Origin of the sequence: Paraoerskovia sediminicola (genome assembly GCF_030296575.1) — a bacterium.
Taxonomy (GTDB): domain Bacteria; phylum Actinomycetota; class Actinomycetes; order Actinomycetales; family Cellulomonadaceae; genus Paraoerskovia; species Paraoerskovia sediminicola.
This window is the reverse complement of record NZ_AP027729.1, coordinates 2,443,147-2,468,762: the sequence shown is the minus strand read 5'-3', so window position 1 is coordinate 2,468,762 and position 25,616 is coordinate 2,443,147. Positions and strand designations below refer to the sequence as shown.

The 25,616-nt window shown below is 71.8% G+C and carries 17 protein-coding genes, 1 rRNA gene and 4 pseudogenes; 2 read left to right on the top strand and 20 right to left on the bottom strand.

From position 1 onward, the window contains the following. Nucleotides 1-56 precede the first annotated feature (56 nt). Nucleotides 57-1,664, bottom strand: a complete 1,608-nt coding sequence (cimA, locus tag QUE47_RS11390; RefSeq protein WP_286217381.1) for a citramalate synthase — start codon at nt 1,662-1,664, stop codon at nt 57-59. A gap of 516 nt (nt 1,665-2,180) precedes the next feature. On the opposite strand from cimA, the gene QUE47_RS11385 reads away from it, so the two are divergent. Beyond that, nucleotides 2,181-2,600, top strand: coding sequence for a hypothetical protein (locus QUE47_RS11385; protein WP_286217379.1), 420 nt, complete (start codon nt 2,181-2,183; stop codon nt 2,598-2,600). Nucleotides 2,601-2,621: 21 nt separating this feature from the next. On the opposite strand, the gene QUE47_RS11380 is transcribed toward QUE47_RS11385, so the two are convergent. From QUE47_RS11380 to QUE47_RS11320, 13 genes and pseudogenes are all read right to left on the bottom strand, one after another. Then, a complete protein-coding gene (locus tag QUE47_RS11380; protein ID WP_286217378.1) occupies nt 2,622-3,755 on the bottom strand; it encodes a branched-chain amino acid aminotransferase in 1,134 nt (377 codons plus the stop codon). Nucleotides 3,756-3,890: 135 nt separating this feature from the next. Beyond that, a pseudogene (locus tag QUE47_RS11375) lies at nt 3,891-4,930 on the bottom strand (3-isopropylmalate dehydrogenase). A 177-nt stretch (nt 4,931-5,107) separates the two neighbouring features. Continuing rightward, nucleotides 5,108-5,457 (bottom strand): annotated as a pseudogene (locus QUE47_RS17395) (ASCH domain-containing protein). Between the two features lie 314 nt (nt 5,458-5,771). Continuing rightward, nucleotides 5,772-6,800 carry a ketol-acid reductoisomerase gene (ilvC, locus tag QUE47_RS11365; protein ID WP_286217377.1) on the bottom strand — a complete coding sequence of 343 codons (1,029 nt, stop codon included), beginning with the start codon at nt 6,798-6,800 and terminating at the stop codon, nt 5,772-5,774. A 172-nt stretch (nt 6,801-6,972) separates the two neighbouring features. Beyond that, complete coding sequence (ilvN, locus tag QUE47_RS11360) at nt 6,973-7,497, bottom strand: acetolactate synthase small subunit (RefSeq protein ID WP_286217375.1); 525 nt, start codon at nt 7,495-7,497, stop codon at nt 6,973-6,975. Between the two features lie 19 nt (nt 7,498-7,516). Continuing rightward, nucleotides 7,517-9,423, bottom strand: a pseudogene (locus QUE47_RS11355) (acetolactate synthase large subunit). A 381-nt stretch (nt 9,424-9,804) separates the two neighbouring features. Continuing rightward, nucleotides 9,805-10,800, bottom strand: a complete 996-nt coding sequence (locus tag QUE47_RS11350; protein ID WP_286217374.1) for a DUF2705 family protein — start codon at nt 10,798-10,800, stop codon at nt 9,805-9,807. Next, entirely contained in the window at nt 10,800-11,807 is a 1,008-nt protein-coding gene (locus QUE47_RS11345; protein ID WP_286217373.1) for an ABC transporter ATP-binding protein, read from the bottom strand. The genes QUE47_RS11350 and QUE47_RS11345 overlap by 1 nt, the downstream gene beginning before the upstream one ends. Nucleotides 11,808-11,991: 184 nt before the next feature. Continuing rightward, nucleotides 11,992-12,657, bottom strand: coding sequence for a 4a-hydroxytetrahydrobiopterin dehydratase (locus tag QUE47_RS11340; RefSeq protein WP_286217372.1), 666 nt, complete (start codon nt 12,655-12,657; stop codon nt 11,992-11,994). A gap of 50 nt (nt 12,658-12,707) precedes the next feature. Continuing rightward, the gene (locus QUE47_RS11335) at nt 12,708-13,265 is read right to left on the bottom strand and encodes a pyridoxamine 5'-phosphate oxidase family protein (RefSeq protein ID WP_286217371.1); all 558 of its coding nucleotides are present in this window, start codon (nt 13,263-13,265) and stop codon (nt 12,708-12,710) included. A 61-nt stretch (nt 13,266-13,326) separates the two neighbouring features. Further along, complete coding sequence (gene ilvD, locus QUE47_RS11330) at nt 13,327-15,024, bottom strand: dihydroxy-acid dehydratase (RefSeq protein WP_286217370.1); 1,698 nt, start codon at nt 15,022-15,024, stop codon at nt 13,327-13,329. A gap of 107 nt (nt 15,025-15,131) precedes the next feature. Then, the gene (gene ilvD / locus QUE47_RS11325; protein WP_286217369.1) at nt 15,132-16,994 is read right to left on the bottom strand and encodes a dihydroxy-acid dehydratase; all 1,863 of its coding nucleotides are present in this window, start codon (nt 16,992-16,994) and stop codon (nt 15,132-15,134) included. 129 nt (nt 16,995-17,123) lie between these two features. Beyond that, complete coding sequence (locus QUE47_RS11320) at nt 17,124-18,680, bottom strand: peptide MFS transporter (RefSeq protein ID WP_286217368.1); 1,557 nt, start codon at nt 18,678-18,680, stop codon at nt 17,124-17,126. Between the two features lie 61 nt (nt 18,681-18,741). Here QUE47_RS11320 and QUE47_RS11315 point away from each other — a divergent pair, with 61 nt between their 5' ends. Beyond that, nucleotides 18,742-20,148 carry a cryptochrome/photolyase family protein gene (locus QUE47_RS11315; protein ID WP_286219485.1) on the top strand — a complete coding sequence of 469 codons (1,407 nt, stop codon included), beginning with the start codon at nt 18,742-18,744 and terminating at the stop codon, nt 20,146-20,148. Nucleotides 20,149-20,160: 12 nt separating this feature from the next. Here the strand turns inward: QUE47_RS11315 and QUE47_RS11310 are convergent, their stop codons facing one another. From QUE47_RS11310 to rrf, 6 genes and pseudogenes are all read right to left on the bottom strand, one after another. Next, complete coding sequence (locus tag QUE47_RS11310) at nt 20,161-20,736, bottom strand: GNAT family N-acetyltransferase (RefSeq protein WP_286217367.1); 576 nt, start codon at nt 20,734-20,736, stop codon at nt 20,161-20,163. Nucleotides 20,737-20,749: 13 nt separating this feature from the next. Next, nucleotides 20,750-22,258 (bottom strand): Asp-tRNA(Asn)/Glu-tRNA(Gln) amidotransferase subunit GatB, encoded by a 1,509-nt coding sequence (gene gatB / locus QUE47_RS11305; RefSeq protein WP_286217366.1) that lies wholly within the window; start codon nt 22,256-22,258, stop codon nt 20,750-20,752. Further along, nucleotides 22,255-23,771: pseudogene (gene gatA / locus QUE47_RS11300) on the bottom strand (Asp-tRNA(Asn)/Glu-tRNA(Gln) amidotransferase subunit GatA). Before gatA ends, gatB begins: the two are co-directional and overlap by 4 nt. Further along, on the bottom strand, nt 23,771-24,067 hold the full coding sequence (gene gatC / locus QUE47_RS11295) for an Asp-tRNA(Asn)/Glu-tRNA(Gln) amidotransferase subunit GatC (protein ID WP_286217365.1): 297 nt from the start codon (nt 24,065-24,067) through the stop codon (nt 23,771-23,773). The pseudogene gatA and the gene gatC overlap by 1 nt, the downstream one beginning before the upstream one ends. A gap of 33 nt (nt 24,068-24,100) precedes the next feature. Next, nucleotides 24,101-25,246: a DUF368 domain-containing protein gene (locus QUE47_RS11290; RefSeq protein WP_286217364.1), complete on the bottom strand. Its 1,146-nt coding sequence runs from the start codon at nt 25,244-25,246 to the stop codon at nt 24,101-24,103. Nucleotides 25,247-25,434: 188 nt separating this feature from the next. Then, nucleotides 25,435-25,551: ribosomal RNA gene (gene rrf / locus QUE47_RS11285) — 5S ribosomal RNA — on the bottom strand. Between the last annotated feature and the right edge of the window lie 65 nt (nt 25,552-25,616).

The following is a 25,616-nucleotide window of genomic DNA, read 5'->3' as shown; positions in this document are numbered from 1 at the left end:
TCCACCGGCCGGCCGTCGGCGCGACCGTCGGCGCGGGAGTCGGCCCGCGCTGACCCTCAGCGCGGGTCGACGCCCGCGTGGATCAGCCCGTAGATCGCCGAGTCGGTGAGGGCCTCCCACGCGGCCTCGATGAGGTTCGGCCCGACGCCGACGGTCGACCACGACCGCTGCCCGTCGGTCGACTCGATGAGGACCCTCGTCGTCGCGTCGGTGCCGTGCATGGTGTCGAGGATGCGCACCTTGAAGTCGATGAGCTCGAACCCGCTCAGCTCCGGGTAGACGCGCACGAGCGCCTGGCGCAGCGCGTGGTCGAGAGCGTTGACCGGGCCGTTGCCCTCGCCCACGCTGACGTGCCGGTCGCCGCCCGCGTACAGCTTGACGGTCGCCTCGGCCGTCGCCTCCGTGCCGCGGGGGCCCTTGCGCTCGACGATCGTGCGCCAGCTCTCGACGGCGAAGTACTGCGGCCGCTCGCCCGTGATCGCGGCGCGCAGCATCAGCTCGAACGACGCGTCGGCCGCGTCGTAGGTGTACCCGACGGCCTCGGCGGACTTGACCTGGTTCGTGACCCGCGAGAGCAGGTCGGACTGGCCGGTGAGATCGAAGCCCAGCTCGCGACCCTTGAGCTCGATCGAGGCGCGACCCGCCATGTCCGAGATCAGCATGCGCATGTCGTTGCCGACCGCGCGGGGGTCGATGTGCTGGTAGAGGTCGGGGTCCACCTTGATCGCGCTGGCGTGCAGCCCGCCCTTGTGGGCGAACGCGCTCGCGCCGACGTAGGGCTGCCGGCCGTACGGGGAGATGTTCGTGATCTCGCTGACGGCATGGGCGATCCGGGTGGCCTCGCTGAGCCCGTCGCCGGCCAGCAGACGGCGACCGCCCTTGATCTCGAGGTTCGCGACGACCGTCAGGAGGTCGGCGTTGCCGGTGCGCTCGCCGTAGCCGTTGATCGTGCCCTGGACGTGCGCGGCGCCAGCCTCGACGGCCGCGAGCGTGTTCGCGACCGCGCAGCCCGAGTCGTTGTGGGCGTGCATGCCGAGCCGGTACGCGGAGTCGTCCGTGTGGCCGAGCGCCTCGCGGAGCTCGCCGACGATCTCGGTCACCCACCCGGGGAGCATGCCCCCGTTCGTGTCGCACAGGGTGACGACCTCCGCGCCCGCCTCGACGGCGGCCACGACGGCCGAGGTCGTGTACGCGGCGTCGAACCGGTACCCGTCGAAGAAGTGCTCGGCGTCGAGGACCACGCGGCGACCCTCGGCGGTCAGGAACCGCACGGTGTCGCTGATCATCGCGAGGTTCTCGGCGGGCGTCGTGCGCAGCGCGCGCTCGACGTGCCGGACGTCCGACTTGGCGACGAGCGTGACGACCGGCGCCTGGGAGTCGAGCAGCGCCCGGACCTGGGCGTCGTCCTCGGCGCGGACGCCCGCCTTGCGCGTCGCCCCGAACGCCGCGAGCACCGCGTGCTTCAGGTCGAGCTCCGTGCGGGCGCGGGCGAAGAAGTCCGTGTCCTTCGGGATCGCCCCCGGCCAGCCGCCCTCGATGTAGCCGACACCCAGCTCGTCGAGCAGCGGGGCGATCGCGATCTTGTCCCCGACCGAGAGGTTCATGCCCTCCTGCTGAGCGCCGTCGCGCAGCGTGGTGTCGTAGACGTCGAAGGTCGGGTTCATCAGGTGGTTCTCTCTCCGGGGGTCCGACGGCGCCGCGGATCGTCCCGGCGGGCCGTCACCACTCTAGGGCGTGCGCCTGTACATACCGACGACGCCCTCTCGTACCTCCTGCTCGTCCTCCCGGAGTGGCTCTCGTGAAGCCTGGACCGGGAGGTCCGTCGCCGGGCGGGGTGTGCCCGGCAACAAAAAAACCCCCGGGGTACGGGAGGTTTGCGCGCTCGGTGTGTGGACCGGGCGCGCTACGTAAGAATGAGCGAGGAGCTGAGGTGTGTCACGAGACACACTCTGACACGTCCCCCGCCACGACGACACCACCTGTCCACACTGTGGTCATCGCGTCGCACGCGCCGCCGTCCGACCCTGGGGAGCCGCGGCACGCCGCCGGGACGCACCGACGACCCGCCACTAGGCTCCCCGTATGTCAGCCGACCCGCCTGTGCCCCCGGCTCCCGGCCCCACCCCGCCCCCGGGCCCCGGGTCGCGAAGCTGCGCTTCGCCGTCGGCTCGCTGGTCGCGGTGGCCGCGACCGCTCTCACCGGCTTCGCAGCGGCCACCGTCATCGAGGCGATCTTCCGCGTCGACCTGCTCCCGCCCCCGCAGATGCCCGGCGACCTCCCGGACAACCAGGCGTTCGGGGTCGCCGGTGCCGTGATCGGTCTCGGAGCGGTCGTGATCATGGGTCTGCTGACCGCGAGCGTCTCCCGGCCGCGGCTCTACTTCGGCTGGTCCATGGTCGGCGTCGTGGTCGTGCTGACGGTGCTGCCGTTCCGGTGGGTCGAGGGCATCGTGCCGACGGCGTTCACGGCCGCGCTGTTCCTGCTCGTCTCGATGGTCGCGTGGGCGACCGTCTCAGGAGTCGCGATCCGCAGCATCAGGCCGGGCCGGACGACCCGGCCCGTGCCGCCGCCACCACCGCCACCACCGGCACAGCGCTGACCCCTTCAGGACAGACCCAGGTCAGGCGAGCCGGCGGAGCCACCCGTGCCGGTCTTCGACGGCGCCCGTCTGGATCCCCGTGAGCTCCTCTCGGATCGCCATCGTCAGCGAGCCGGCCGCGCCGTCCGAGATGCTCTTGTCGAAGTTCGACCCGGCCAGCCGGCCGATCGGCGTGACCACGGCGGCCGTGCCGCACGCGAAGACCTCGGTGACCGTGCCGTCGTCGATCTGGGCGAGGAGCTCGTCCAGGGGGATCTGTCGCTGGCGCACCTCGTGGCCGCCGTCCTGGAGCAGCTGGATGATCGACGAGCGCGTCACGCCCTCGAGGATCGACCCGGTGAGCTCGGGCGTCTCGACCGACCCGTCGGCGCGCACGACGAAGACGTTCATCCCGCCGAGCTCCTCGAGGTAGGTGCCGGTGCCGTCGAGGAAGCACACCTGGTCGCACCCGCGAGCCTGCGCCTGGGTCTGCGGCAGGAGGCTCGCGGCGTAGTTGCCGCCGCACTTGGCCGCACCGGTCCCGCCGGCTGCCGCGCGGGCGAAGTCGCGCTCGACCCAGATCGAGACCGGGGCGACGCCGCCCGAGAAGTACGGGCCGACGGGCGAGGCGATGACGATGTAGTCGACCTCACGGCTCGACCGCACGCCCAGGAACGGCTCGGACGCGAACATGAAGGGGCGCAGGTAGAGGCTCGCCTCCTCCCCCGTCGGCACCCACGCGCTGTCGGTCCGCACGAGGGCGGCGAGGGACGCGATGAAGTCGTCGACCGAGAGCGCCGGCAGCGCCAGGCGTGCTGCGGAGCGCGCGAACCGGGCGGCGTTCTGCTCGGGCCGGAACGTCCAGATCGAGCCGTCGGAGTGCTTGTAGGCCTTCAGCCCCTCGAAGATCTCCTGGGCGTAGTGCAGGACGGCGGTGGCCGGGTCGAGCTGCAGCGGCCCGTACTTCTCGACGCGCCGGTCGTACCAGCCCCGGTCCGCGGTGTACGAGACGCGGGCCATGTGGTCGGTGAAGACGGCGCCGAACTTCGGGGAGGCGAGCTCTGCCTCGCGCTCGTGGTCCGGGCGGGGCGCGTCGGAGGGCCGCACGTCGAACAGGTCGACGAGGTCCTCCAGCGAGCTGCTGAGGATGTCCGATGCTTCAAGCGGGATGCTCATGAGGGGCCTTTCAACCTGGCGACCCCTGTAGTTTTCCACGTCGCGGGAGCAAGGACGACCCGCACGCGTCACCACAGCGGTCGCGTCGGGACGAACCTGACGGATCCGGCGGCGACGGCCGTGGTGGGAGGAGGCTCAGCCCCGCACGCGCTGTGCGAGGTCGCTGCCCACCTCGGCCGTCGACCGTACTCGGCTCCCCGCTCCGCGAGGTCCGCGGCGACCGCGGCCTCGACCCGCGCGGACTCCTCGGTGAGGCCCAGGTGCGCGAGCAGCATGGCGACGGACATGACCGTCGCGGTCGGGTCCGCCTTGCCCTGCCCGGCGATGTCGGGGGCCGAGCCGTGCACCGGCTCGAACATGGACGGCGCGGTGCGGTCGGGGTTGATGTTGCCCGAGGCCGCGAGGCCGATCCCGCCGCAGATCGCCGCAGCCTGGTCGGTGATGATGTCGCCGAACAGGTTGTCGGTGACGATCACGTCGAACCGCGACGGGTTGGTCGTGAGGAAGATCGTGGCCGCGTCGACGTGGAGGTAGTCGGTGGTCACGTCGGGGAACTCCGCGTTGACGGCCTCGACCGTGCGACGCCACAGGTGGCCGGCGTTCACGAGGACGTTGTGCTTGTGCACCAGCGTGAGGTGCTTGCGCGGTCGCGCCTGGGCGCGGGCGAACGCGTCGCGGACGACCCGCTCGACGCCGAACGCCGTGTTGACCGACACCTCGGTCGCGATCTCCTGCGGCGTGCCGGTGCGCACCGAGCCACCGACGCCGCCGTAGGGGCCCTCGGTGCCCTCGCGCACGACGACGAAGTCGACCTCGCCCGGCTCGGCGAGCGGGGACTTCACGCCGGGGTACAGCTTGCCGGGGCGCAGGTTCACGTAGTGGTCGAGCGAGAAGCGCAGCTTGAGCAGCAGCCCGCGCTCGAGGACGCCCGACGGGACCGTCGGGTCGCCGATCGCGCCGAGGAGGATCGCGTCGTGCGCGCGGATCGCCTCGAGGTCGTCGTCCGTGAGGGTCTCGCCCGTCGCGTGCCAGCGCTTCGCGCCGAGCTCGAACGCCGTCGGCGTGACCTGCGTGCCGGAGCCGGCGAGCACCGACTCCAGGACCGCGAGCCCCTGGTCCACGACCTCGGTCCCGATCCCGTCCCCGGCCACGACTGCGAGCTTGATGTTCGGCATGCGGCCAGGTTACGCCCGCTACCACGATGCGGGACGCCGGTCTCACGATCCGGTCGGGTCGCGAGCGCGCCCTCGGAGGTGGACTGCGGGGACCCGCGAGGGACGGTCGAGAGCTGGTCGCTCGACCTTCGACGCGGCTTCGGCGGGATACGGCGGACCACGGCAGGCCGCGGCGGACTACGGGAAGAGGACCTTGAACCGCTCGCAGACGACCTGCAGGTCCGTGGTGAACTCGCGGCCGAGCGGCAGCCCGCGCGTGAAGAACTCCTCGTGGTCGGACCGCCAGGACGCCAGCGACCTGTCGCCCTCCCCTCCGCCGCCGCGAAGTCCTCGCCGACCTGCTCGAACGGGACGATCTCGACCGACTCCACACGGATCAGGGCGCGCGGCGCCCCGGTCGAGTCGATGATGATCGACAGGTCCCGGACCTTCGGCAGCTCCTCCCCGGCCTCCTCGTACTCCCAGAGGGCGGACGACGTCGCGGTCTTGTCCCCGCTCAGCACCGCCTCGAGGAGCCGGTCCGCCATCTCGGGGTCGTCGCCGAAGCTCCAGGACGGCGGCACGACCGACGCCTCGACCGAGTAGCCGGTGTAGGTGGCCGTGCGGACGAGTCCGGCCGGGATGCGCGCGGCCTCCCAGAACTCGAGCACCGCCTGCGCGTGCGCAGCCTCGTCGCTGCCCTCGACGAACTCCTCCGCACGGTCGTCGGTCCCGGTCACGGTCTGCTCAGCGTCGTCGCCCATACCCGGATCCTCTCAGACTCCGGACACCGCAGAGGCGACCGGTCGGGCTGATCGACAGATCCACCCGGCCGGTCGCCTCTCCGACGACGCGGGGACGGTCAGCGCCCCGCGGAACCCTCGACGTAGTCCGAGTCGGTGTCCTTGATCCACGCGTACATCGAGCGCAGCTCGCGACCCGTGGACTCGATCGGGTGCGCCTCGCCCTTGGCGCGCAGCGCCTTGAACTCGGGCGCGCCGTTGTCCTGGTCGGTGATGAAGCGCTCGGCGAACGCACCGTTCTGGATGTCGCCGAGGACGGCCTTCATGTTCTCCTTGACGCGCGGGTCGATGACGCGCGGCCCGGAGACGTAGTCGCCGTACTCGGCGGTGTCGGAGATCGACCAGCGCTGCTTCGCGATGCCGCCCTCGATCATCAGGTCGACGATCAGCTTGAGCTCGTGGAGCACCTCGAAGTACGCGATCTCCGGCTGGTAGCCGGCCTCGGTGAGGGTCTCGAACCCGTACTGGACGAGCTGCGACGCGCCACCGCAGAGCACGGCCTGCTCACCGAAGAGGTCGGTCTCGGTCTCCTCGGTGAACGTGGTCTTGATGCCGCCGGCGCGCAGCCCGCCGATGCCCTTGGCGTAGGCGAGCGCGACGTCCCAGGCGTTGCCCGAGGCGTCCTGCTCGACAGCGATGATCACGGGAACGCCGCGACCGTCGACGTACTCGCGGCGCACGGTGTGGCCCGGACCCTTGGGCGCGACCATGACGACGTCGATGCCCTCGGCGGGCTTGATGTAGCCGAAGCGGATGTTGAAGCCGTGGCTGAAGACGAGCGTCGCGCCCGGCTTCAGGTTGGGCTCGATCTCGTCGCGGTACACGTGGCGCTGGACCTGGTCGGGAGCGAGGATCACGACGAGGTCGGCCGCCTTGACGGCCTCGGCGACGGGGAGGACGGCGAGGCCCTGCTCCTCGGCCTTGGCGACGGACGACGAGCCCTCGCGCAGGCCCACGACGACGTCGACGCCGGAGTCGCGGAGGTTCAGCGCGTGGGCGTGGCCCTGGCTGCCGTAGCCGACGACGGCGACCTTGCGGCCGGAGAGGACGGAAAGGTCGGCGTCGTCCTCGTAGAACATCTGTGCCACGGTGCTACTCCTTGTATCGGTGGTGTCGGTGCTGAGTCTGTTGTGTCTGTTCTGGTCTGCTGAGTCTGTCGGGCGTGCTGGGGCGTGCTGGGTGGCGCGTGAGACCTGCTGCGGGCCGCTCGGTGGGCGTGCCCCGCCCGGTCCGGCCGCGCCGCGGCGTGGAACGGTGGGGCTACGCGCTCCGCGCGGCGCGGTCGAACGACCGGTCGGTGATCGACCGCTGACCGCGACCGACCGCCAGCGTCCCGGACTTGACGATCTCCCGGACGCCGTAGGGCTCGAGGGCCCCCAGCAGCGCCGCGAGCTTGTCGGGGTTGCCCGTGGCCTCGATGGTGACGGCCTCGGGCACGACGTCGACAACCTTGGCCCGGAAGAGCTCGACGACCTCGAGCACCCCGGTCCGGTGCTCGGCGTCGGCGCGGACCTTCACGAGCATCAGCTCGCGCTGCACCGAGGACGACGGGTCGAGCTCGACGATCTTGAGCACGTGGATCAGCTTGTTGAGCTGCTTCGTGACCTGCTCGAGCGGGTTGTCCTCGACGTCGACGACGACCGTCATGCGCGAGATGTCGTCGTGCTCCGTCGGGCCGACGGCGAGCGAGTGGATGTTGAACGCGCGGCGGGCGAAGAGGCCTGCGACGCGCGTGAGCACGCCGGGCTTGTTCTCGACGAGCACCGAGAGGGTGTGACGTGACATGGCTGGTACTCCCCTGTGCTCAGTCTTCGCGGTCCCACGAGGGCGAGATGCCCCGTGCGTACTGGATCTCGTCGTTGCTCACGCCGGCGGCGACCATCGGCCAGACCATCGCGTCGCGCGAGACCCTGAAGTCCACGACGACGGGTCGGTCGTCGATCTCGTTCGCGCGCTTGATCGCGGCGTCGATCTCGCCGACGCTCTCGACGCGGATGCCCTCGCACCCGTACGCGTCGGCGAGCTTGACGAAGTCCGGGATCTGCCGCGTCCCGTGGCCCGTGTGCAGGTCCGTGTTCGAGTAGCGCTTGTTGTAGAACAGCGTCTGCCACTGCCGCACCATGCCGAGCGACGAGTTGTTGATCAGCGCCACCTTGATCGGGATGTCGTTGATCGCGCAGGTCGCGAGCTCCTGGTTGGTCATCTGGAAGCAGCCGTCGCCGTCGACCGCCCAGACGTCGCGGTCGGGCATGCCGACCTTGGCGCCCATCGCGGCCGGGACGGCGTAGCCCATGGTCCCGAGCCCGCCGGAGTTGATCCACGTGCGCGGGTGCTCGTAGCGGATGAACTGCGCAGCCCACATCTGGTGCTGACCGACGCCGCCCGCGAAGATCGTCTCCGGGCGGGCCAGCTCGCCGAGCCGCTGGATGACCCGGTGCGGCGACAGGTGGCCGTCCTCCGGCTCGGTGTAGCCGAGGGGTAGGTCTCGCGCCAGTCGTCGATCTGGTGCCACCAGGCGGCGAGGTCCGGGAGCCCCTTGGCCTCGTGCGCCGCCCTGAGCTCGGGCGCGAGGTCCGCGAGGACCTCCTTCAGGTCGCCGACGATCGGCACGTCGACCGCGCGGTTCTTGCCGATCTCGGCCGGGTCGATGTCGGCGTGGACGATCGTCGCGTGCGGGGCGAACGTGGAGAGCTTGCCGGTCACGCGGTCGTCGAAGCGCGCACCGAGCGAGACCACCAGGTCGGCCTTCTGGAGCGCGGCCACCGCGGGCACGGTCCCGTGCATGCCCGGCATGCCGAGGTTCTGCGGGTGGCTGTCGGGCAGCGCTCCGCGCGCCATGAGGGTCGTCACGACCGGGGCGCCGGACAGGTCCACGAGTGCACGCAGCTCGGGCGAGGCGTTCGCCCGCACCGTCCCGCCACCCACGTAGAGCACCGGTCGACGGGCCGTCGCGAGCAGTCGCGCGGCCTCGCGGATCTGCTTGCTGTGGGGCTTGGTGACCGGGTGGTAGCCGGGCAGCTGGAGCTCCTGCGGCCAGGAGAAGGTCGAGCTCGCGACGAGCGCCGACTTCGCGATGTCCACCAGCACCGGGCCGGGACGACCGGTCGAGGCGACGTGGAACGCCTCGGCGATCACGCGAGGGATCTCGGCCGGGTCGGTCACGAGGTAGCTGTGCTTCGTGACCGGCATCGTGATGCCCACGATGTCGGCCTCCTGGAAGGCGTCGGTCCCGATGGCCGAGGCGCCGACCTGACCCGTGATCGCGACGAGCGGGATCGAGTCGATGTTCGCGTCGGCGAGAGGGGTCACGAGGTTCGTCGCGCCGGGACCCGAGGTCGCGACGGTCACCCCGACGCGGCCGGTGGCGTGCGCGTAGCCGGAGGCCGCGTGGCCACCGCCCTGCTCGTGCCGCACGAGGATGTGCCGCAGCTTCGCGGAGTCCATCAGCGGGTCGTACAGGGGCAGGACGGCGCCGCCCGGGATCCCGAAGATCGTGTCGACCCCGACCTCCTCGAGGGACCGCACGACCGACTCCGCGCCCGTGACGTCCTCGACGGGTACCGATGCGCCACCGCTCGTGAGCGGGGCCGCGAAGGCGCGTCCCTTCGGGTCGCGCGCGCCGGACGTCGCCGGCGCGGGCTTCGGTGCCGCGGCGAGCGCCGCCGGCGTCACGCCGGGCCTCGCTGCGGCCGGGTGGGTGCCCTGGACCATCGGTGTCTCCTCGGATCGGGTCGCGGTCGCGACCGCTGGTCGTTCGACCGTCGTGCTGGTGACTCAGGTGACGCTGGTACCGCTCTGCTGGTGCTGGTCGTGCTCAGTGCTGCTCGGTGATGCGGGTGCTGCACTGTCGTGCGGTTCGTGCGGGCGACCCCCGTCATTCTCCGCCATCGCGCTGACATGAAAAAACCCCGCGAACCCTGACGTCGGGTTCTTCGGGGTGAGCGCGCTGACGGGGCCTGAAGGGCTTGGCCTCAGCCGGCGCGCTCAGGAAGTACTACGAGAATGATCGTCTGCACGGTTCGCACACTACGCCCGCGATCCAGGGGTGTCACCCCTCGGGCCGATCGTCCCAAGGGGTGAGACAGCGGACCGTCAGGCGATATCCCTCCGGCGGAAGGTCACGGCGGCCGTCACGCAGACCACGACCACCAGGACGGCCAGCACCAGACCGCCCTGGGTCATGGGCACGACATGCTCGGCGTAGGTGCAGTCGATCCCCCTGTCGTCCGACGCGACGCAGGTCTCGGTGTAGTAGGTGGCCCGCCCGGACACCCAGGCCTGGGTGTTCACGGCGAGGAGGAAGCGCTTGAGACCGCCGAAGAACTCCATCGTGCCGAAGATCATCTCGACGACCACGAGCCAGGCGAACACGAGCCCGAGCGCCCCGGCCGTGCTCCGGGTCAGCACCCCCAGTGCGACCCCGAGGGCGGCGAACGCCGCCGCACCGAGGAGCGTGCGGGCGAGGACCCACGCCAGGCCCGCCCAGGCCCCGGTGGTCATGGACCCTTGCGCGTCGTTGAGCGTGAAGGCCAGCCATGCACCGCCCACGACCACGCCGAGCGCCACCGCGACGATCGGGAGCACCCCGATCGCGGCAGCGGCGAGCTTGGACCAGTAGACCCGGCGACGTCGCGGCTCGAACGTCAGCCAGCTGCTGATCGCGCCCGTGCTCATCTCCGCCGCGGAGAAGGTCACGCCGAGGACCAGCGCGACCATCAGGTAGACGACACCCGCCACGTCCACGAGCTCGAGCCCCACGTCCGAGAAGCTGCTCGTCCCGCCGATCCAGTCGGACCACTCCCCCGGGCCACCGTCCTCGCAGCCGAAGTCGACCGTCGGGTCGTTCTCCTTCTCGGCGGCCTCCTCCTCCTCGCACTCCGCGGTGTACTCCGCGCCGTTCTCCTCCCAGTCCGCGACCGCCTCGTCGTAGTCGGCGCGGGCCGCGTCGATCTCGGCCTGGGGTACGGGGGCGGAGGACTGATAGGCGCCGAAGACGAAGAGGAGCCCGATCAGCACCGCTCCCGCTGCACCCCACCGGATCAGGGCGCGCGACCGGAACCGCAGCAGCTCGACGCGCAGGAGCCGCATCAGGACACCCCTCCCTGGTGGCGACCGTGCTTGGAGACCGCCTTGAGCGACCCGGTCAGCGGGGCGGGCTCCGCGGCACCCGGGCCTCTCGCGGCGGAACCGTCGGCACCGGACCCGGGTCCGTCGTCGGGCACGAAACCGCCCGGACGCTCACCGGCGGTGAGCTCGAGGAACACCGACTCGAGGTCCGCGCGGAGGGTCGTGAGGTCCCGCACGAAGAGTCCGCTGCCGGCGAGGACCCGGGTGACCTCGGACGCGTCCTCCACGCCGTCGACCAGGACCACGCCGGCGTCGACCCGTGCGGTCAGTCCGGCGGCCCGCAGCACCTCGACGGCTCGGTCCGGAGCCTCGATCCCGACACGGACGACGCTGCCCGACTGCCGCCCGACGATCTCGTCGACCGAGCCCTGCGCCAGCAGGCGGCCCCGCCCGATGATCGACACGGTGTCGGCGACCTGCGCGACCTCCGCGAGGATGTGGCTGGACACCAGGACGGTCTTGCCCCGCTCCCCGAGCCCGCGCATGGTCTCGCGGATCTCACGGATCCCGGCCGGGTCGAGCCCGTTCGTCGGCTCGTCGAAGATCAGCAGGTCCGGGTCCTTGAGCAGCGTCGCCGCGATCGCCAGGCGCTGCTTCATGCCGAGCGAGTAGCCGCGGTACCGGTCGCGCGAGCGCTCCGAGAGCCCCACCTCGGCGAGCACCGTGCCCACCATGCGGTCCTCGGCGCCGATCGCGCCCGCGAGGAGCTCCAGGTTGCGGCGACCGGTGAAGGACGGGAAGAACTTGGGCTGCTCGACGATCGCGCCGACCCGCCCGACGACGAGAGGGAGCGCTCCGGGGACCTCGTGCCCGAAGATCCGCATCGTGCCGGAGTCGGGACGGGCCAGGCCGAGCAGCATGCGGATCGTGGTGGTCTTGCCGGACCCGTTGGGCCCGAGGAATCCGTGGACCCCGCCTACCGGAACGTCGAGGTCGAGCCCGTCGACGCCGACCGAGCGCCCCCGCACGCTCCGGAAGGTCTTGCGCAGACCGCGCGTGGAGATCGCGGAATCTGTCTCGTCACTCAGCTCGCGTACCGTCGCCACTTGCTCAGACCCCTGTGTCCGCCCCGCCCGGTCCTGCTCGTCGCGCTGACCTTAGCCGGTCCCGGGCACGTCGGACGGCGCCCCGCGCCGACCTGTGGACAGCGGGTCAGGCGCGTCCCAGGCTCGTGCAGACGCACACCTCGTTGCCCTCGGCGTCGGCCAGGATCCAGAACGAGGGCGCGGCGCCGTCCGAGAGGAGCACCCCGCCGGCCGCGACCGCGGCGTCGACGCGCTCGCGCGCGTGCTCCGGTGCCACCGTGACGTCGAGGTGGATCCGGTTGCGCTGGGGACGGGGCTCGTCCATCTGCTGGAACCAGATCGTCGGGCCCCTGCCCGCCGGGTCGCGCAGCTCGACGTCCTCGTACCCGTCGCCGTCGAACCGGTCGTAGGCGAGGACCGCACGCCAGAACGGCAGCACCGCGTCCCGGTCCAGGACGTCGACGGCGATCTCGAGCTGCTGGATCGAGGCCGGCTCCGCCTGCACACCGAGCTCGGCCGCCGCCGCGGAGACCTCCCGCACGAGGTCGACGTCCTTCGCCGTCAGACCGCCCGCGTCGTGGGTCGTGACGCGCACGATCACGGTCGGGTACCGCAGGTCCACGTCGGGGTGGTGGCCCGCCCGGTCGGCGATCTCCCCGATCCGGTCGACGAGCGCCACGCCCGTCGCGAAGCTGCCGGTCCGGAACACGGTCTGCGCGTGGCCGAGGCCCACACGCCACTCGGCCGTGCCCTCGCGCGAGTGGAACTCCTCAGCCGTCATCGTGGTGTCCATCGACCCACAATGGCGGCCTCCGGACGGGCTCGCACCCGCGGTCGTCGGCCTCAGACCGGGTCGTCGTCGAACGCGGGCCTGCCGTCGAGGCTGACCCGGTTCTTGCGGCGCCGGTAGTCGGCCTGACCGTCCGGGCCCTTGCGGTCCATGAACTGCGGGAGCAGCTCGCGCTCGCCGACGTGGTCGAACCGCGGGACGCCGTACCCGCACGAGTCGGAGACCCTGTCGACCGAGACCACGATCACCGCGCGGGCACCGCGCCGCTCGGCGAACCGGCCGACGAGGCCCTCGAACTCGTCGTCGTACAACGACACGACGCGTCCTGTCCCGTGCAGCCGGACGATGTTCGGCGCGCCCTCGAACGCGCAGAACATCAGGGTGATGCGCCCGTTCTCACGCAGGTGCGCCACCGTCTCGGCCCCGCTCGCGGTGATGTCGACGTAGGCCACGGTGCGCTCGTCGATCACGAGGAACGACCCGGCGATCCCCTTGGGTGAGACGTTGACGTGCCCCGTCGACCCGCTGGGCGCCGTCGCGACGAAGAACAGGTGCTGCGCCTCGACGAACGCGCGGATCGTGGGGTCGATGCACTCGTGGACGGTCGCCATGACGCCATCCTCCCTGCCCGCTCCCGACCGCGGAGGACATGTCTCGCCGGCCGGACGCGGGTCAGATCAGGACGGCCCCCGTCGACGCCGACTGCACGAGCTTCGTGTACTTCGCGAGGACACCGCGCGTGTACTTGTGGCTCAGCGGCTCCCAGTCGTCGGTCCGGCGCGCGGCGAGCTCGGCCGGGTCCACGAGCACGTCCAGCGTCTTGTTCGCGACGTCCAGGCGGATCGGGTCGCCGTCCTTCAGGAACGCGATGGGGCCGCCGTCCACCGCCTCGGGCGCGACATGACCGACGCACAGGCCGGTGGTCCCCCCGGAGAACCGGCCGTCCGTGAGCAGGAGCACGGTCTTGCCGAGCCCCGCGCCCTTGATCGCGCCGGTGATCGCCAGCATCTCGCGCATGCCCGGGCCGCCCTTGGGGCCCTCGTAGCGGATGACGACGGCGTCCCCGTGGGTGATGGTGCCGTCCGCGAGCGCGTCGAGCGCCGCCCGCTCCCGGTCGAAGACGCGCGCCGTGCCGTCGAAGACGTCGGTGTCGAAGCCCGCGGACTTCACGACCGCGCCGTCGGGCGCGAGCGACCCGTGGAGGATCGTGATGCCGCCGGTCGCGTGGATCGGGTCCGAGAGAGCGCGCAGGATCTTGCCGTCCGGGTCGGGAGGCGCGATGTCGGCGAGGTTCTCGGCGACGGTGCGGCCACTGACCGTCAGGCAGTCCCCGTGGATGAGCCCGGCGTCGAGGAGCGCCTTCATCACGACGGGCACGCCGCCGATCCGGTCGACGTCGGCCATCACGTACTGGCCGAACGGCTTGAGGTTGCCGAGGTGCGGCACGCGCGCCGCGACCCGGTCGAAGTCGTCGAGGGTCAGCTCCACCTCGGCCTCGTTGGCGATCGCGAGCAGGTGGAGCACGGCGTTGGTCGACCCGCCGAACGCCATCGTCACGGCGATCGCGTTCTCGAACGCCTCCTTGGTCATGATGTCGCGCGCGGTGATCCCACGGCGCAGCAGCTCGACGACGGCCTCGCCCGAGCGCTTCGCCCACGCGTCACGGCGGCGGTCCGCCGACGGCGGCGAGGCCGAGCCGGGCAGGGACATGCCCATCGCCTCGGCAGCACAGGCCATCGTGTTCGCGGTGTACATGCCGCCGCAGGCGCCCTCGCCGGGGCACACGGCCTTCTCGATGGCGGTCACGTCCTCGCGGCTCATGGTCCCTGCGTGGCACGCCCCGACCGCCTCGAAGGCGTCGATGAGCGTGACCTCCTTCTCGCTGCCGTCCGAGAGCTTCGCCCAGCCCGGGGCGATCGTGCCCGCGTACATGAACACCGACGCGAGGTCGAGGCGAGCGGCCGCCATGAGCATCCCCGGCAGCGACTTGTCGCAGCCCGCGAGCAGCACGGACCCGTCGAGGCGCTCGGCCTGCATGACCGTCTCCACGGAGTCGGCGATGACGTCGCGGCTCACGAGCGAGAAGTGCATGCCCTCGTGACCCATCGAGATGCCGTCCGAGACCGAGATCGTGCCGAACTCCAGCGGGTAGCCGCCGTTCGCGTGCACCCCGTCCTTGGCCGCCTGCGCGAGGCGGTCGAGCGACAGGTTGCAGGGGGTGATCTCGTTCCAGGAGCTCGCGACGCCGATCTGCGGCTTGGCGAAGTCCTCGTCGCCGAGGCCGACGCCGCGCAGCATGCCGCGCGACGCCGTCGCCTCGAGTCCGTCCGTGACCTGCCGGGACCTGGGCTTGATGTCAGGGGTGCTCATGGGCCGACACTACGACCGGTCGGGCCGGTCGGGCCATGCGAGTCCGAGGTGAGCGTCGGGTCGAGCGTCGAGGCGAGGCTCGCCGGGGAGCGGTCGACGGCGCGACGTCAGCGCCGTGCGATGAGCGAGACGTCGCGCACGGCACCGCGGTCCGCGGAGGTCGCCATCGCGGCGTACGCCTGGAGGGCCGGCGAGACGTAGCGGTCCCGGTCGACGGGCTGCCACGGGCGCTCCGACGCCTCCATCTTGGCGCGCCGCTCCGCGATGACGTCGTCGGGGACGTTGAGCCGGATGAGTCGGGTGTCGACGTCGATCTCGATCTCGTCGCCGTCCTCGATGAGGCCGATCGTCCCGCCTGCGGCGGCCTCCGGGGAGACGTGACCGACGGAGATGCCGCTCGACCCGCCGGAGAAGCGGCCGTCGGTGATGAGTGCGCAGACCTTGCCGAGCCCGCGACCCTTGATGAACGAGGTCGGGTAGAGCATCTCCTGCATGCCGGGCCCGCCCGCGGGGCCCTCGTAGCGGACGACGACGACGTGGCCCGGCTCGACCTGCTTCGTGAGGATCTTCTCGACCGCCTCGTCCTGCGACTCGCAGACGAGCGCGCGCCCCACGAAGTGGAAGACGTCGGGGTCCACCCCCGCGGTCTTGAAGACCGCTCCGTCCTCGGCGAGGTTGCCGCGCAGCACGGCGAGGCCGCCCTCGACGGTGTAGGCGTGCTCCACGTCGTGGATGCAGCCCTCGGCCGCGTCCGTGTCGAGGTGGTCCCACCGGTTGGAGGTCGAGAAGGCCTGCGTGGTGCGGACCCCGCCGGGCGCGGCGTGGAACAGCTCGACGGCTCGCTCGGTGGCCTTGCCGCCCCGCACGTCCCAGTCGTCGAGCCACGCGCGCAGGGTCGGGGTGTGCACGGAGGTCACGTCGTGGTCGAGCAGCCCGCCGCGGTCCAGCTCCCCGAGCAGGGCGGGGATGCCGCCCGCCCGGTGCACGTCCTCCATGTGGAACCGCGGGTGGTTCGGCGCGACCTTGGACAGGCACGGCACCCGGCGGCTGATGGCCTCGATGTCGGTGAGGTCGAAGTCGACCTCGCCCTCCTGCGCGGCGGCGAGGACGTGCAGGACGGTGTTGGTCGAGCCGCCCATCGCCACGTCGAGCGCCATGGCGTTGGAGAACGCCGCACGGGTCGCGATGCCGCGGGGCGCGGCGGAGTCGTCCTCGTCGTCGTAGTACCGGCGGGCGAGGTCGACGACGGTGCGTCCGGCCTCGAGGAACAGCTCCTTGCGGGCCGCGTGCGTCGCGAGGGTCGACCCGTTGCCGGGCAGCGACAGGCCGAGCGCCTCGGTGAGGCAGTTCATCGAGTTCGCCGTGAACATCCCGGAGCACGAGCCGCACGTGGGGCACGCGTTCTCCTCGACCTGGGCGAGCGCGTCGTCGCTCACGGCGTCGTCGGCCGCGTAGTTGATCGCGTTGACGAGGTTCAGCGGCGTGGACGCGACGCCGTCCGCCACCACGGCCTTGCCGGCCTCCATCGGCCCGCCGGAGACGAACACGACGGGGATGTTGAGCCGCATCGCGGCGTTGAGCATGCCCGGCGTGATCTTGTCACAGTTGGAGATGCAGACGAGCGCGTCGGCGCAGTGGGCGTTGACCATGTACTCGACCGAGTCGGCGATGATGTCGCGGCTCGGGAGGGAGTAGAGCATGCCCGCGTGGCCCATCGCGATCCCGTCGTCCACCGCGATGGTGTTGAACTCCTTCGAGACGCCACCCGCCTCGCGGATCGCGGAGGCGACCAGGTCGCCCATGTCCTTCAGGTGGACGTGCCCCGGGACGAACTGCGTGTACGAGTTCGCGATCGCGACGATCGGCTTGCCGAAGTCCTCGGACCCCATGCCGGTCGCGCGCCAGAGGGCACGAGCGCCGGACATGTTGCGGCCGTGGGTGGACGTCCGGGAGCGCAGGGGGCGGCTCATGGGTCAGCTCCTTCAGGGCGGTGCGTCGAGTGGGCGCCAGGATACGTCCGCCTACCGAGCGGTCGGCCCCGGTTCCGCCTGGTGGGCGGCGCTCCCGTCGGACCGCTCGCCGGGCTGACGGCCGGCGGTTCAGTCGCCCGAGCGGCCCGCCATCTCGTTCGCGTGCGCGATCGTCCGGGTGACCCACGGCGCGAGGGCCAGGAGCCCGAGCGCCACCAGCATCGCGACCGCGCCGATCCCGCCGAAGTACGCGGTGTCCGAGACCCCCTCGGTCGCCTTGATGGTCTGCGCGGTGATCGCCTGCCCGGCGGCGGACGCGAGGAACCAGATCGCCATGGCCTGCGCGCGGAACGCCTTGGGCGCGAGCAGCGTCGTCGCCGCGAGCCCCACCGGGGAGAGGCAGAGCTCGCCGATCGTCTGGATCAGGTAGACGGTGATGAGGACCCACGCAGGCGCCTTGTCGTCGCCGACCACGGCCGACGCGGCCGAGAGGAACAGGAACGACGACGCGGCGATCGCGAGCCCCAGCACGAACTTGTAGGCCGTCGGCGGGCGGTCGTGGGTCCGCTGCCAGATCCACGCGAAGACGGGTGCGAGAGCGACGATGAACAGGGGGTTCGCGGACTGGAAGAATGCCGGGCTGATCTGGAAGCCGAGGACGTCCAGGTCGGTGCGGTCCTTCGCGAACGTGGCGAGGGTCGTCGCGGCCTGCTCGAAGATCATCCAGAAGAACATCGCGGCGACGAAGAGCGGGATGTACGCCCGCAACCGGGCCCGCTCGACCGCGTCGACCCGGTCGGACCGGAACATCACGACGAACATCACGATCGGGACCGCGAGCGCCAGGTACGAGGTCCCGTCGATGAACGCGTCGATGTCCCAGCCGCCCTCGATCCAGACGGCGATCAGCATGGTGACGGCGATGCCGCCGAGCACCAGGAGCCCGAGCCGCACGAGCGCGGGCTTCTCCTCGGGTCGGATCGGGTTCGGGACGGCCGCCCCGGCGGCGCCGAGGTACTTGCGCCCGACCACGAAGAAGACGAGCGCGAACGCCATCCCGAACGCGGCGACGGAGAAGCCCGCGTGGTAGCCGCCCCACTCCTCGGCGGCCCCGACGAGGAACGGTGCCGCGAGCGAGCCGATGTTGATCCCCATGTAGAAGATCGAGAACGCGGAGTCGCGGCGGTCGTCGTCGCGGGCGTACAGCTCGCCGACCATCGAGGAGACGTTGGGCTTGAGCAGCCCGGTGCCGAGCGCCACGAGCGCGATCCCGGTCATCGAGAACCCGATCCCGGGCACGGAGAGGGCGACGTGCCCCGCGGTGATGATGACGCCGCCGTAGAGGACGGAGCGCCGGGCGCCGATCACGCGGTCGGCCATCCAGCCGCCGACCACGGAGAGCAGGTAGACCGAGGTCCCGTAGATCGCGACGAACGCCTCCCCGGTGACCTCGTCGAAGCCGAGGCCGCCGTTGAGGACGGTGTCCGTCAGGTAGTACAGCAGGATCGCGCGCATGCCGTAGTAGCTGAACCGCTCCCACATCTCGGTGGTGAAGAGCGTCATCAGGCCGCGCGGGTGACCGAAGAAGGCGCGCTCCCCGGGCAGGTGGTCGCCGGCGGGAGCGCCCTCGGGCTCGGCCACCGGGGATGGACCGGCGGTGCGGTCCACGCCGTCGTCGCTGCTCATGGGGAAACTCTGGCACCAGTGCCCCGCTGCGGCGACCGGCACGGCGAACTACCGTGGCGCCGTGCCGACGTCGATCTGCTGGTTCCGCCGCGACCTGCGCCTCGCGGACCACCCCGCGCTGGTCGCCGCGGTCGAGGCCGCGCGCGCCGACGGCTCCGACGTCGTCCCGCTCTACGTGATCGACCCCGCCCTCTGGCGCACGGCCGGGGCGAACCGGCTGGCCTATCTCGCGGCGAGCCTGCGCGCGCTGGACCGGTCCGTGGGAGGTCGCCTCGTCGTCCGGCACGGGGACGCGGTCGACGTGGTCCCGGCCGTCGCCCGGGAGGTCGGGGCGCGCGAGGTCCACGTCTCCGCGAGCCACGAACCGTACGGGCGACGTCGGGACCGCGCCACGGAGAGCGCCCTCGCCGCGGACGGCGCGTCCCTGCGGTCCATCGGCTCGCCGTACGCGGTCTCCCCCGGCCGCGTCCGCAAGGCGGACGGCGAGCCCTACCAGGTCTTCACGCCGTTCCGCGGCGCGTGGCTCGACCACGGGTGGCGGGACCCGGCCCCGCACCCGCGTTCGGTCCCGTGGGCGACGCTGCCGTCGGACGGCGTCCCGGACGCTCCCGAGACGGGTGCGGACCTGCCCGAGGCAGGTGAGGCGGCGGCCCGCGCCCGGTGGCGGGAGTTCCTCGACGACGGTCTCGCCGGCTACGCGAGCGGCCGTGACCTCCCCGCCCACGACGACACCTCGCGCCTGTCGGTCCACCTGCGGTGGGGCGAGATCCACCCGCGGACGCTGCTCGCCGACCTCGCGGAGGTCGGGCGGTCGGCGGGCCGCGGGTCGGGCGCGCCGTCGTCGGACGACGTAGCGACGTTTCGCTCCCAGCTCGCCTGGCGCGACTTCCACGCCGACGTGCTGCACCACCACCCGTCGGCGACCGCGCGCTCGCTGCGTGCGGTGCTGCCCGACGACGCGTGGGCGACCGGCACGGACGAGGAGGAGCGGCTCGCGGTCTGGGCCGCGGGGCGGACCGGCTACCCGCTCGTGGACGCCGGCATGCGGCAGCTCGTCGCGACGGGCTGGATGCACAACCGGGTCCGCATGGTCGTCGCGTCGTTCCTCGTGAAGGACCTGCACGTGCGCTGGCAGCGCGGCGCCGAGCACTTCATGGCGCACCTCGTGGACGGCGACATCGCCCAGAACCAGCTGAACTGGCAGTGGGTCGCCGGGACCGGGCGGGACGCCGCGCCCTACTTCCGGGTCTTCAACCCCGTCACGCAGGGTCTGCGGTTCGACCCGGACGGCGAGTACGTGCGGCGCTGGGTGCCCGAGCTGCGGCACCTAGACGGCACCGCGGCCCACGAGCCGTGGAAGGTCGGGCCGAGCCTCTTCGCGAGCGACGACTCGTACCCGGAGCGGGTCGTCGACCACGCGGTCGAGCGCCGAGCGACGCTCGACGACCTGCACCGCGGACGCGGCTGACGCGTCCCCCGGTCAGAGCCCCGCGCGGAACTCGTCCTCGAGGATGCTCATGACGATCGCGTCGCAGAACCCGTCGCCGTCGCGGTACGCGTCGCGCTTGCGCCCCTCGACCCGGAACCCGAGGCTCTCGTAGAGCATGTGGGCGCGCGGGTTGAGGTCGAGCACGTCGATCTCGACCCGGTGCAGCGCCGGGCCGTCCGCCTCGGCGTCGAAGGCGAACCGCAGCACCTCGAAGATCGCCTCGCTCCCGTAGCCGCGACCGCGGTAGTTCGGGAGCATCAGCATGTGCAGCGTCGCGGACCGCTTGTCCGGGTCGATCCCGTCGAGGACGATCTCACCGATCATCTCGTCGCTGACGATCTCGCCGTCCCGCACCGCACCGGGCGTGATCGCCCAGTCGTAGCGGCCGGGCCGGTCGGAGACCTCCGCGCACCAGACGTCGATCTCGTCGCGGGTGTAGACCTCGGTCTTGCCGATCTGGTGCATCGCCTCGGTGTCCTGGACGGACTCCCACATCCGGTCGGCGTCCCGCGCCTCGGTCGGCCGCAGGCGCATCATCTCGCCCTGGACGACCGGGCCCCGAGTCACAGCGACCCGCCCGTCACGCGCTCGTCCGCTCGATCACGAGCTCCCGGACGCGCCCCGCGTCCGCCTGCCCGCGGGTCGCCTTCATGACGGCGCCGATGATCGCGCCGACCGGCCCGAGGTTCCCGGACCGGATCTTCTCGGCGATGTCGGGCTGCGCGGCGAGCGCGGCGTCGATCGCCTCGAGGAGCGGGCCGTCGTCCGACACGACCTCGAGCCCGCGCGCGACGACGACCTGCTCGGGGTCGCCCTCGCCCGCGAGCACGCCTTCGAGGGCCTGTCGCGCGAGCTTGTCGTTGATGCGACCGGAGTCGACGAGCCCCTGGAGCTGCGCGACCTGCCCGGGGGTCACCGGGAGCTCCGCGAGCTCGACCTCGGCGGACTTCGCGCGGCGCGCGAGCTCGCCCATCCACCACTTGCGGGCGCCTGCGGGACTCGACCCGGCGGCGACCGTCGCCTCGATGATGTCGATCGCGTCGGCGTTCACGACGTCGCGCATCTCGGCGTCCGCGTAGCCCCACTCGCCCTGGAGGCGGCGGCGCCGCTCGACGGGCAGCTCGGGCTGTGCCGCGCGCAGCGACTCGACCCAGGACCGCGCCGGGGCGACCGGGACCAGGTCGGGCTCCGGGAAGTAGCGGTAGTCCTCCGCGTCGGACTTCACGCGACCCGAGCTCGTGACGCCGCGGTCCTCGTGCCAGTGGCGCGTCTCCTGGACGACGGCGTCGCCCGCGTCCAGCAGGGCTGCCTGGCGGGAGACCTCGTAGCGCACCGCGCGCTCCACCGACCTGAACGAGTTGACGTTCTTCGTCTCGGTCCGGGTGCCGAGCGGGGACTCGGGGGTCGCCCGCAGCGACAGGTTCACGTCCGCGCGGACGTTCCCGCGCTCCATCCGCGCCTCGGAGACGTCGAGCGCCCGGAAGATGTCGCGCAGGGTCTTGACGTAGGCGCGCGCGATCTCGGGCGCACGCTCGCCGACGCCCTCGATCGGGCGCGTCACGATCTCGACGAGCGGGATCCCGGCGCGGTTGTAGTCGACCAGCGAGTACTCGGCACCGCTGATGCGCCCGCCGGCCCCGCCGACGTGCGTGTTCTTGCCTGCGTCCTCCTCCATGTGCGCGCGCTCGATCTCCACGCGGAACACGGTGCCGTCCTCGAGCTCGACGTCCAGGTAGCCGTCGAACGCGATCGGCTCGTCGTACTGGGAGGTCTGGAAGTTCTTCGGGTTGTCCGGGTAGAAGTAGTTCTTCCGGGCGAACCGGCAGGACTCGGCGATCGAGCAGTTCAGCGCGAGGCCGATCTTGATCGCGGACTCGACCGCCGTGCGGTTCACGACGGGCAGCGCGCCCGGGAGCCCCAGGGACACCGGGGTCACCTGCGTGTTGGGCTCACCGCCGAACTCGACCTCGGCGCCGCAGAACATCTTGGTGACGGTGCCCAGCTCGACGTGGACCTCGATGCCGAGGACCGGGTCGTAGCGGCGGACGGCGTCGTCGTAGTCGACGAGGTCGACGGTGCGGGTGCTCACGACCGAACCTCCAGCTCGGGGGCCTGCGCGAGCAGCGGGCCGCCCCAGGACTTCTCCAGCGCCGCCTCGAGAGCGGCTCCGACACGGTAGAGACGGTCGTCGGCCTTCGCGGGGGCGAGGACCTGGAACCCGACGGGCAGGCCGTCGTCCGACACCCCGTTCGGGACCGAGAGCCCGGGGACGCCGGCGAGGTTCGCCGGGATCGTCGCGACGTCGTTCAGGTACATCGCCAGGGGGTCGTCGAGCTTCTCCCCCAGCTTGAACGCGGTGGTCGGCGCCGTCGGGGAGACCAGCACGTCGACCTGCTCGAACGCCGCGTCGAAGTCACGCTGCACGAGCGTGCGGACCTTCTGCGCGCTGCCGTAGTAGGCGTCGTAGTAGCCGGCCGAGAGCGCGTACGTGCCGAGGATGATGCGGCGCTTCACCTCGTCGCCGAACCCCTGCCCGCGCGTCGCGGACATCACGCGCTCGGCGGTGACCGGGCCCTCCTCGGGCTCGACGCGCAGGCCGAAGCGCATGCCGTCGAACTTCGCGAGGTTGCTCGACGCCTCGCTGGGCAGGATCAGGTAGTACGCGCCCAGCGCGTACTCGAAGTGCGGGCAGGAGACCTCGACGATCTCGGCGCCCAGACCGCGCAGGATGTCGAGGGACTCGGCGAACCGGGCGCGGACGCCGTCCTGGTAGCCCTCGCCGTCGAGCTCGGTGACGACGCCGATCTTCATGCCGGTGAGGTCCCCGGTCGCGCCGCGCCGGGCGGCGTCGACGAGCGGCGGGAGGTCCTCGGGGATCGAGGTCGAGTCCCGGGCGTCGTGGCCGCCCATGAGCTCGTGGAGCAGCGCGGAGTCGAGCACGGTCCGCGTCACGGGGCCGGCCTGGTCGAGCGACGAGGCGAGCGCGATCAGCCCGTAGCGCGAGACCCCGCCGTAGGTCGGCTTGACGCCGACGGTCCCGGTCACGGCGCCGGGCTGACGGATCGAGCCCCCGTGTCGGTGCCGACAGCGAGCGGCGCCTCGTAGGCGGCCACCGCCGCGGCCGAGCCGCCGCCGGACCCACCGGGGATCCGGTCGAGGTCCCACGGGTTGTGCGTGTTCCCGTACGCCGAGTGCTCGGTCGACGAGCCCATCGCGAACTCGTCCATGTTCGTCTTGCCGAGGATCGGCAGGCCCGCCGCGCGGATCTTCTCGACGAGCGTCGCGTCGTACGGCGGCACCCAGCCCTCGAGGATCTTCGAGCCGGCGGTCGTCGGCATGCCCTTGGTGACGACGACGTCCTTCACGGCGATCGGGACGCCGGCGAGCGGATGGAGGTCCTCGCCCGCGGCCCGCCGGGCGTCGACGTCGCGCGCCGTGGCGAGCGCGTCGTCCGCGCTGACGTGGAGGAACGCGTGCACGGCACCGTCGACGCCGGCGATCCGGTCGAGGTGCGCCTGCGTGAGCTCGACGCTCGTCACCGTGCCGGCTGCGAGGCGCGCGGCCATCTCGGCGGCGCTCAGCCGCGTGAGGTCGTCCACCATCACTCCTCCCCCAGGATCTGCGGGACGGCGAAGCGGCCGTCCTGCGCGTCGGGTGCCGCCGCGAGCACGTCCGCGACGGGCAGCGCGGGCACCGGGACGTCCTCGCGGTACACGTTGGTCATGGGCAGCGGGTGGCTGGTCGCGGGCACGTCGGGGGTGGCGACCGCGCTGACCTGGGCGACGGAGTCGACGATCACGTCGAGCTCGCCGGCGAGGCGGTCGAGCTCGTCGGGTCGCAGGTCGATGCGGGCCAGCGCGGCGACGCGCGCGACCTCGTCACGGGAGATGGTGGACATACCGGCAAGTCTAAAGGTTCGACCGCGTCGCTCTCACGACACCCCGAGCGCTACGAGCGCGGCACCGGACGGCCGGACTCCGCGACGTGGACGCTGCGTGGACGCGACGTGGACGCGGCGAGGGACCTCCCGCGCGGACCTATGCCGCCGACGTCTCGCGTCGCCGGACGATGCGGTGCTCGAGGAGCAGGAACGCCAGGACGACGACGAACCCCCGACCCCGAAGGCCACCGCGGTCCACAGGTCGTCACCGGGGGCCTGGAGCGCGCGGTCGTCGTCCTGCCAGGGCCAGAGCGCCCGCAGGCTGCCTGCCATGATCCCGGTCAGGACGACGAGGGTGACCCGGCGCCGGTTCTCGAGCAACCACTGCAGCGCCTTGACCACGGACGCCAGGCCCAGGACCGCGCCGAGCGCGAACCACCCGAGGTAGCCGAGGTCACGGTCGTTCACCGCCCCGAGCGTGGTCTGGTACAGCCCGATCGTCAGGAGGATGAAGGACCCGGACAGACCTGGCAGCACGAGCGCGGACACCGCCACCGCCGCCGAGAGGACGATCACGAGCGGCGCGGGCTCGACCTCCCCGGCCGGGAGGCTCACGATCACGAAGGCCGCGACGGCCGCTACGACCGCGATCGCGTAGTCCAGCGGCTTCCACCCGACCTGCGACGGCTCGACGTCTCCAGACCGCCGGGAGGCGGACGACGCCAACGAGTACGGCACCCACAGGGACGCGAGCACGAGCCCGAAGAAGAGGGCCCGCATCTGCACCGGGTACTCCTCGACCCACCCCTCCATGAGGCTCGACATGACGACCAGGGCAACAGCCATGCCCACGAGGAGCGGGATCACCACGGCCCACGCGACCTGGCGGAGCTGCTCCGCCGCGCGCGCCGTGCCGCGGCGCCGGATGACGTCGGTGACCCCCATGCGCACGCCGGAGAGCAGGTGGCCCGCCGACTTCAGCACGGTCTCGTACACGCCGACCATCAGCGCGATGGTCCCGCCGCTGACACCGGGGACCGTCTCCGCCGTCCCCATGAGGCCACCGCGCAACGCGTTGAGGAGGTAGCTGCCCCACGAGGCGCGTGCCGGCGGAGACTGCACCTCGTCGGACGTGGGCCCGGGCTGAGGCGCCTCGGTCTGGGAGGCGGGCCGGGGCTGCTCAGACTGGTCGTTCACGGGACCCATTTCGCTCGGGAGGGTGGTTCGGACGGCGCAGCCTCCGGCGCCCGTCGGAGCACGACGGGGAGATGCCGACTGCTGTCGAGGATCCTACGTGCCCCTCTGGTGTGCCGACCGCACCTCCTCGTGGGGACGCAGAATGCCGAAGACCCACCCCGGGTGGGGTGGGTCTTCGGTGAATGGTTGTCCGGCGGCGTCCTACTCTCCCACCCCGTTCCCAGGGCAGTACCATCGGCGCTGAAGGGCTTAGCTTCCGGGTTCGGAATGGGACCGGGCGTTTCCCCTTCGCTGTGACCGCCGTAACTTTATCGAGTTGTCGGGTTGCCCCCTGTTTTCACACTGCACCTGTGGGGTGTGGTGTGTGGGG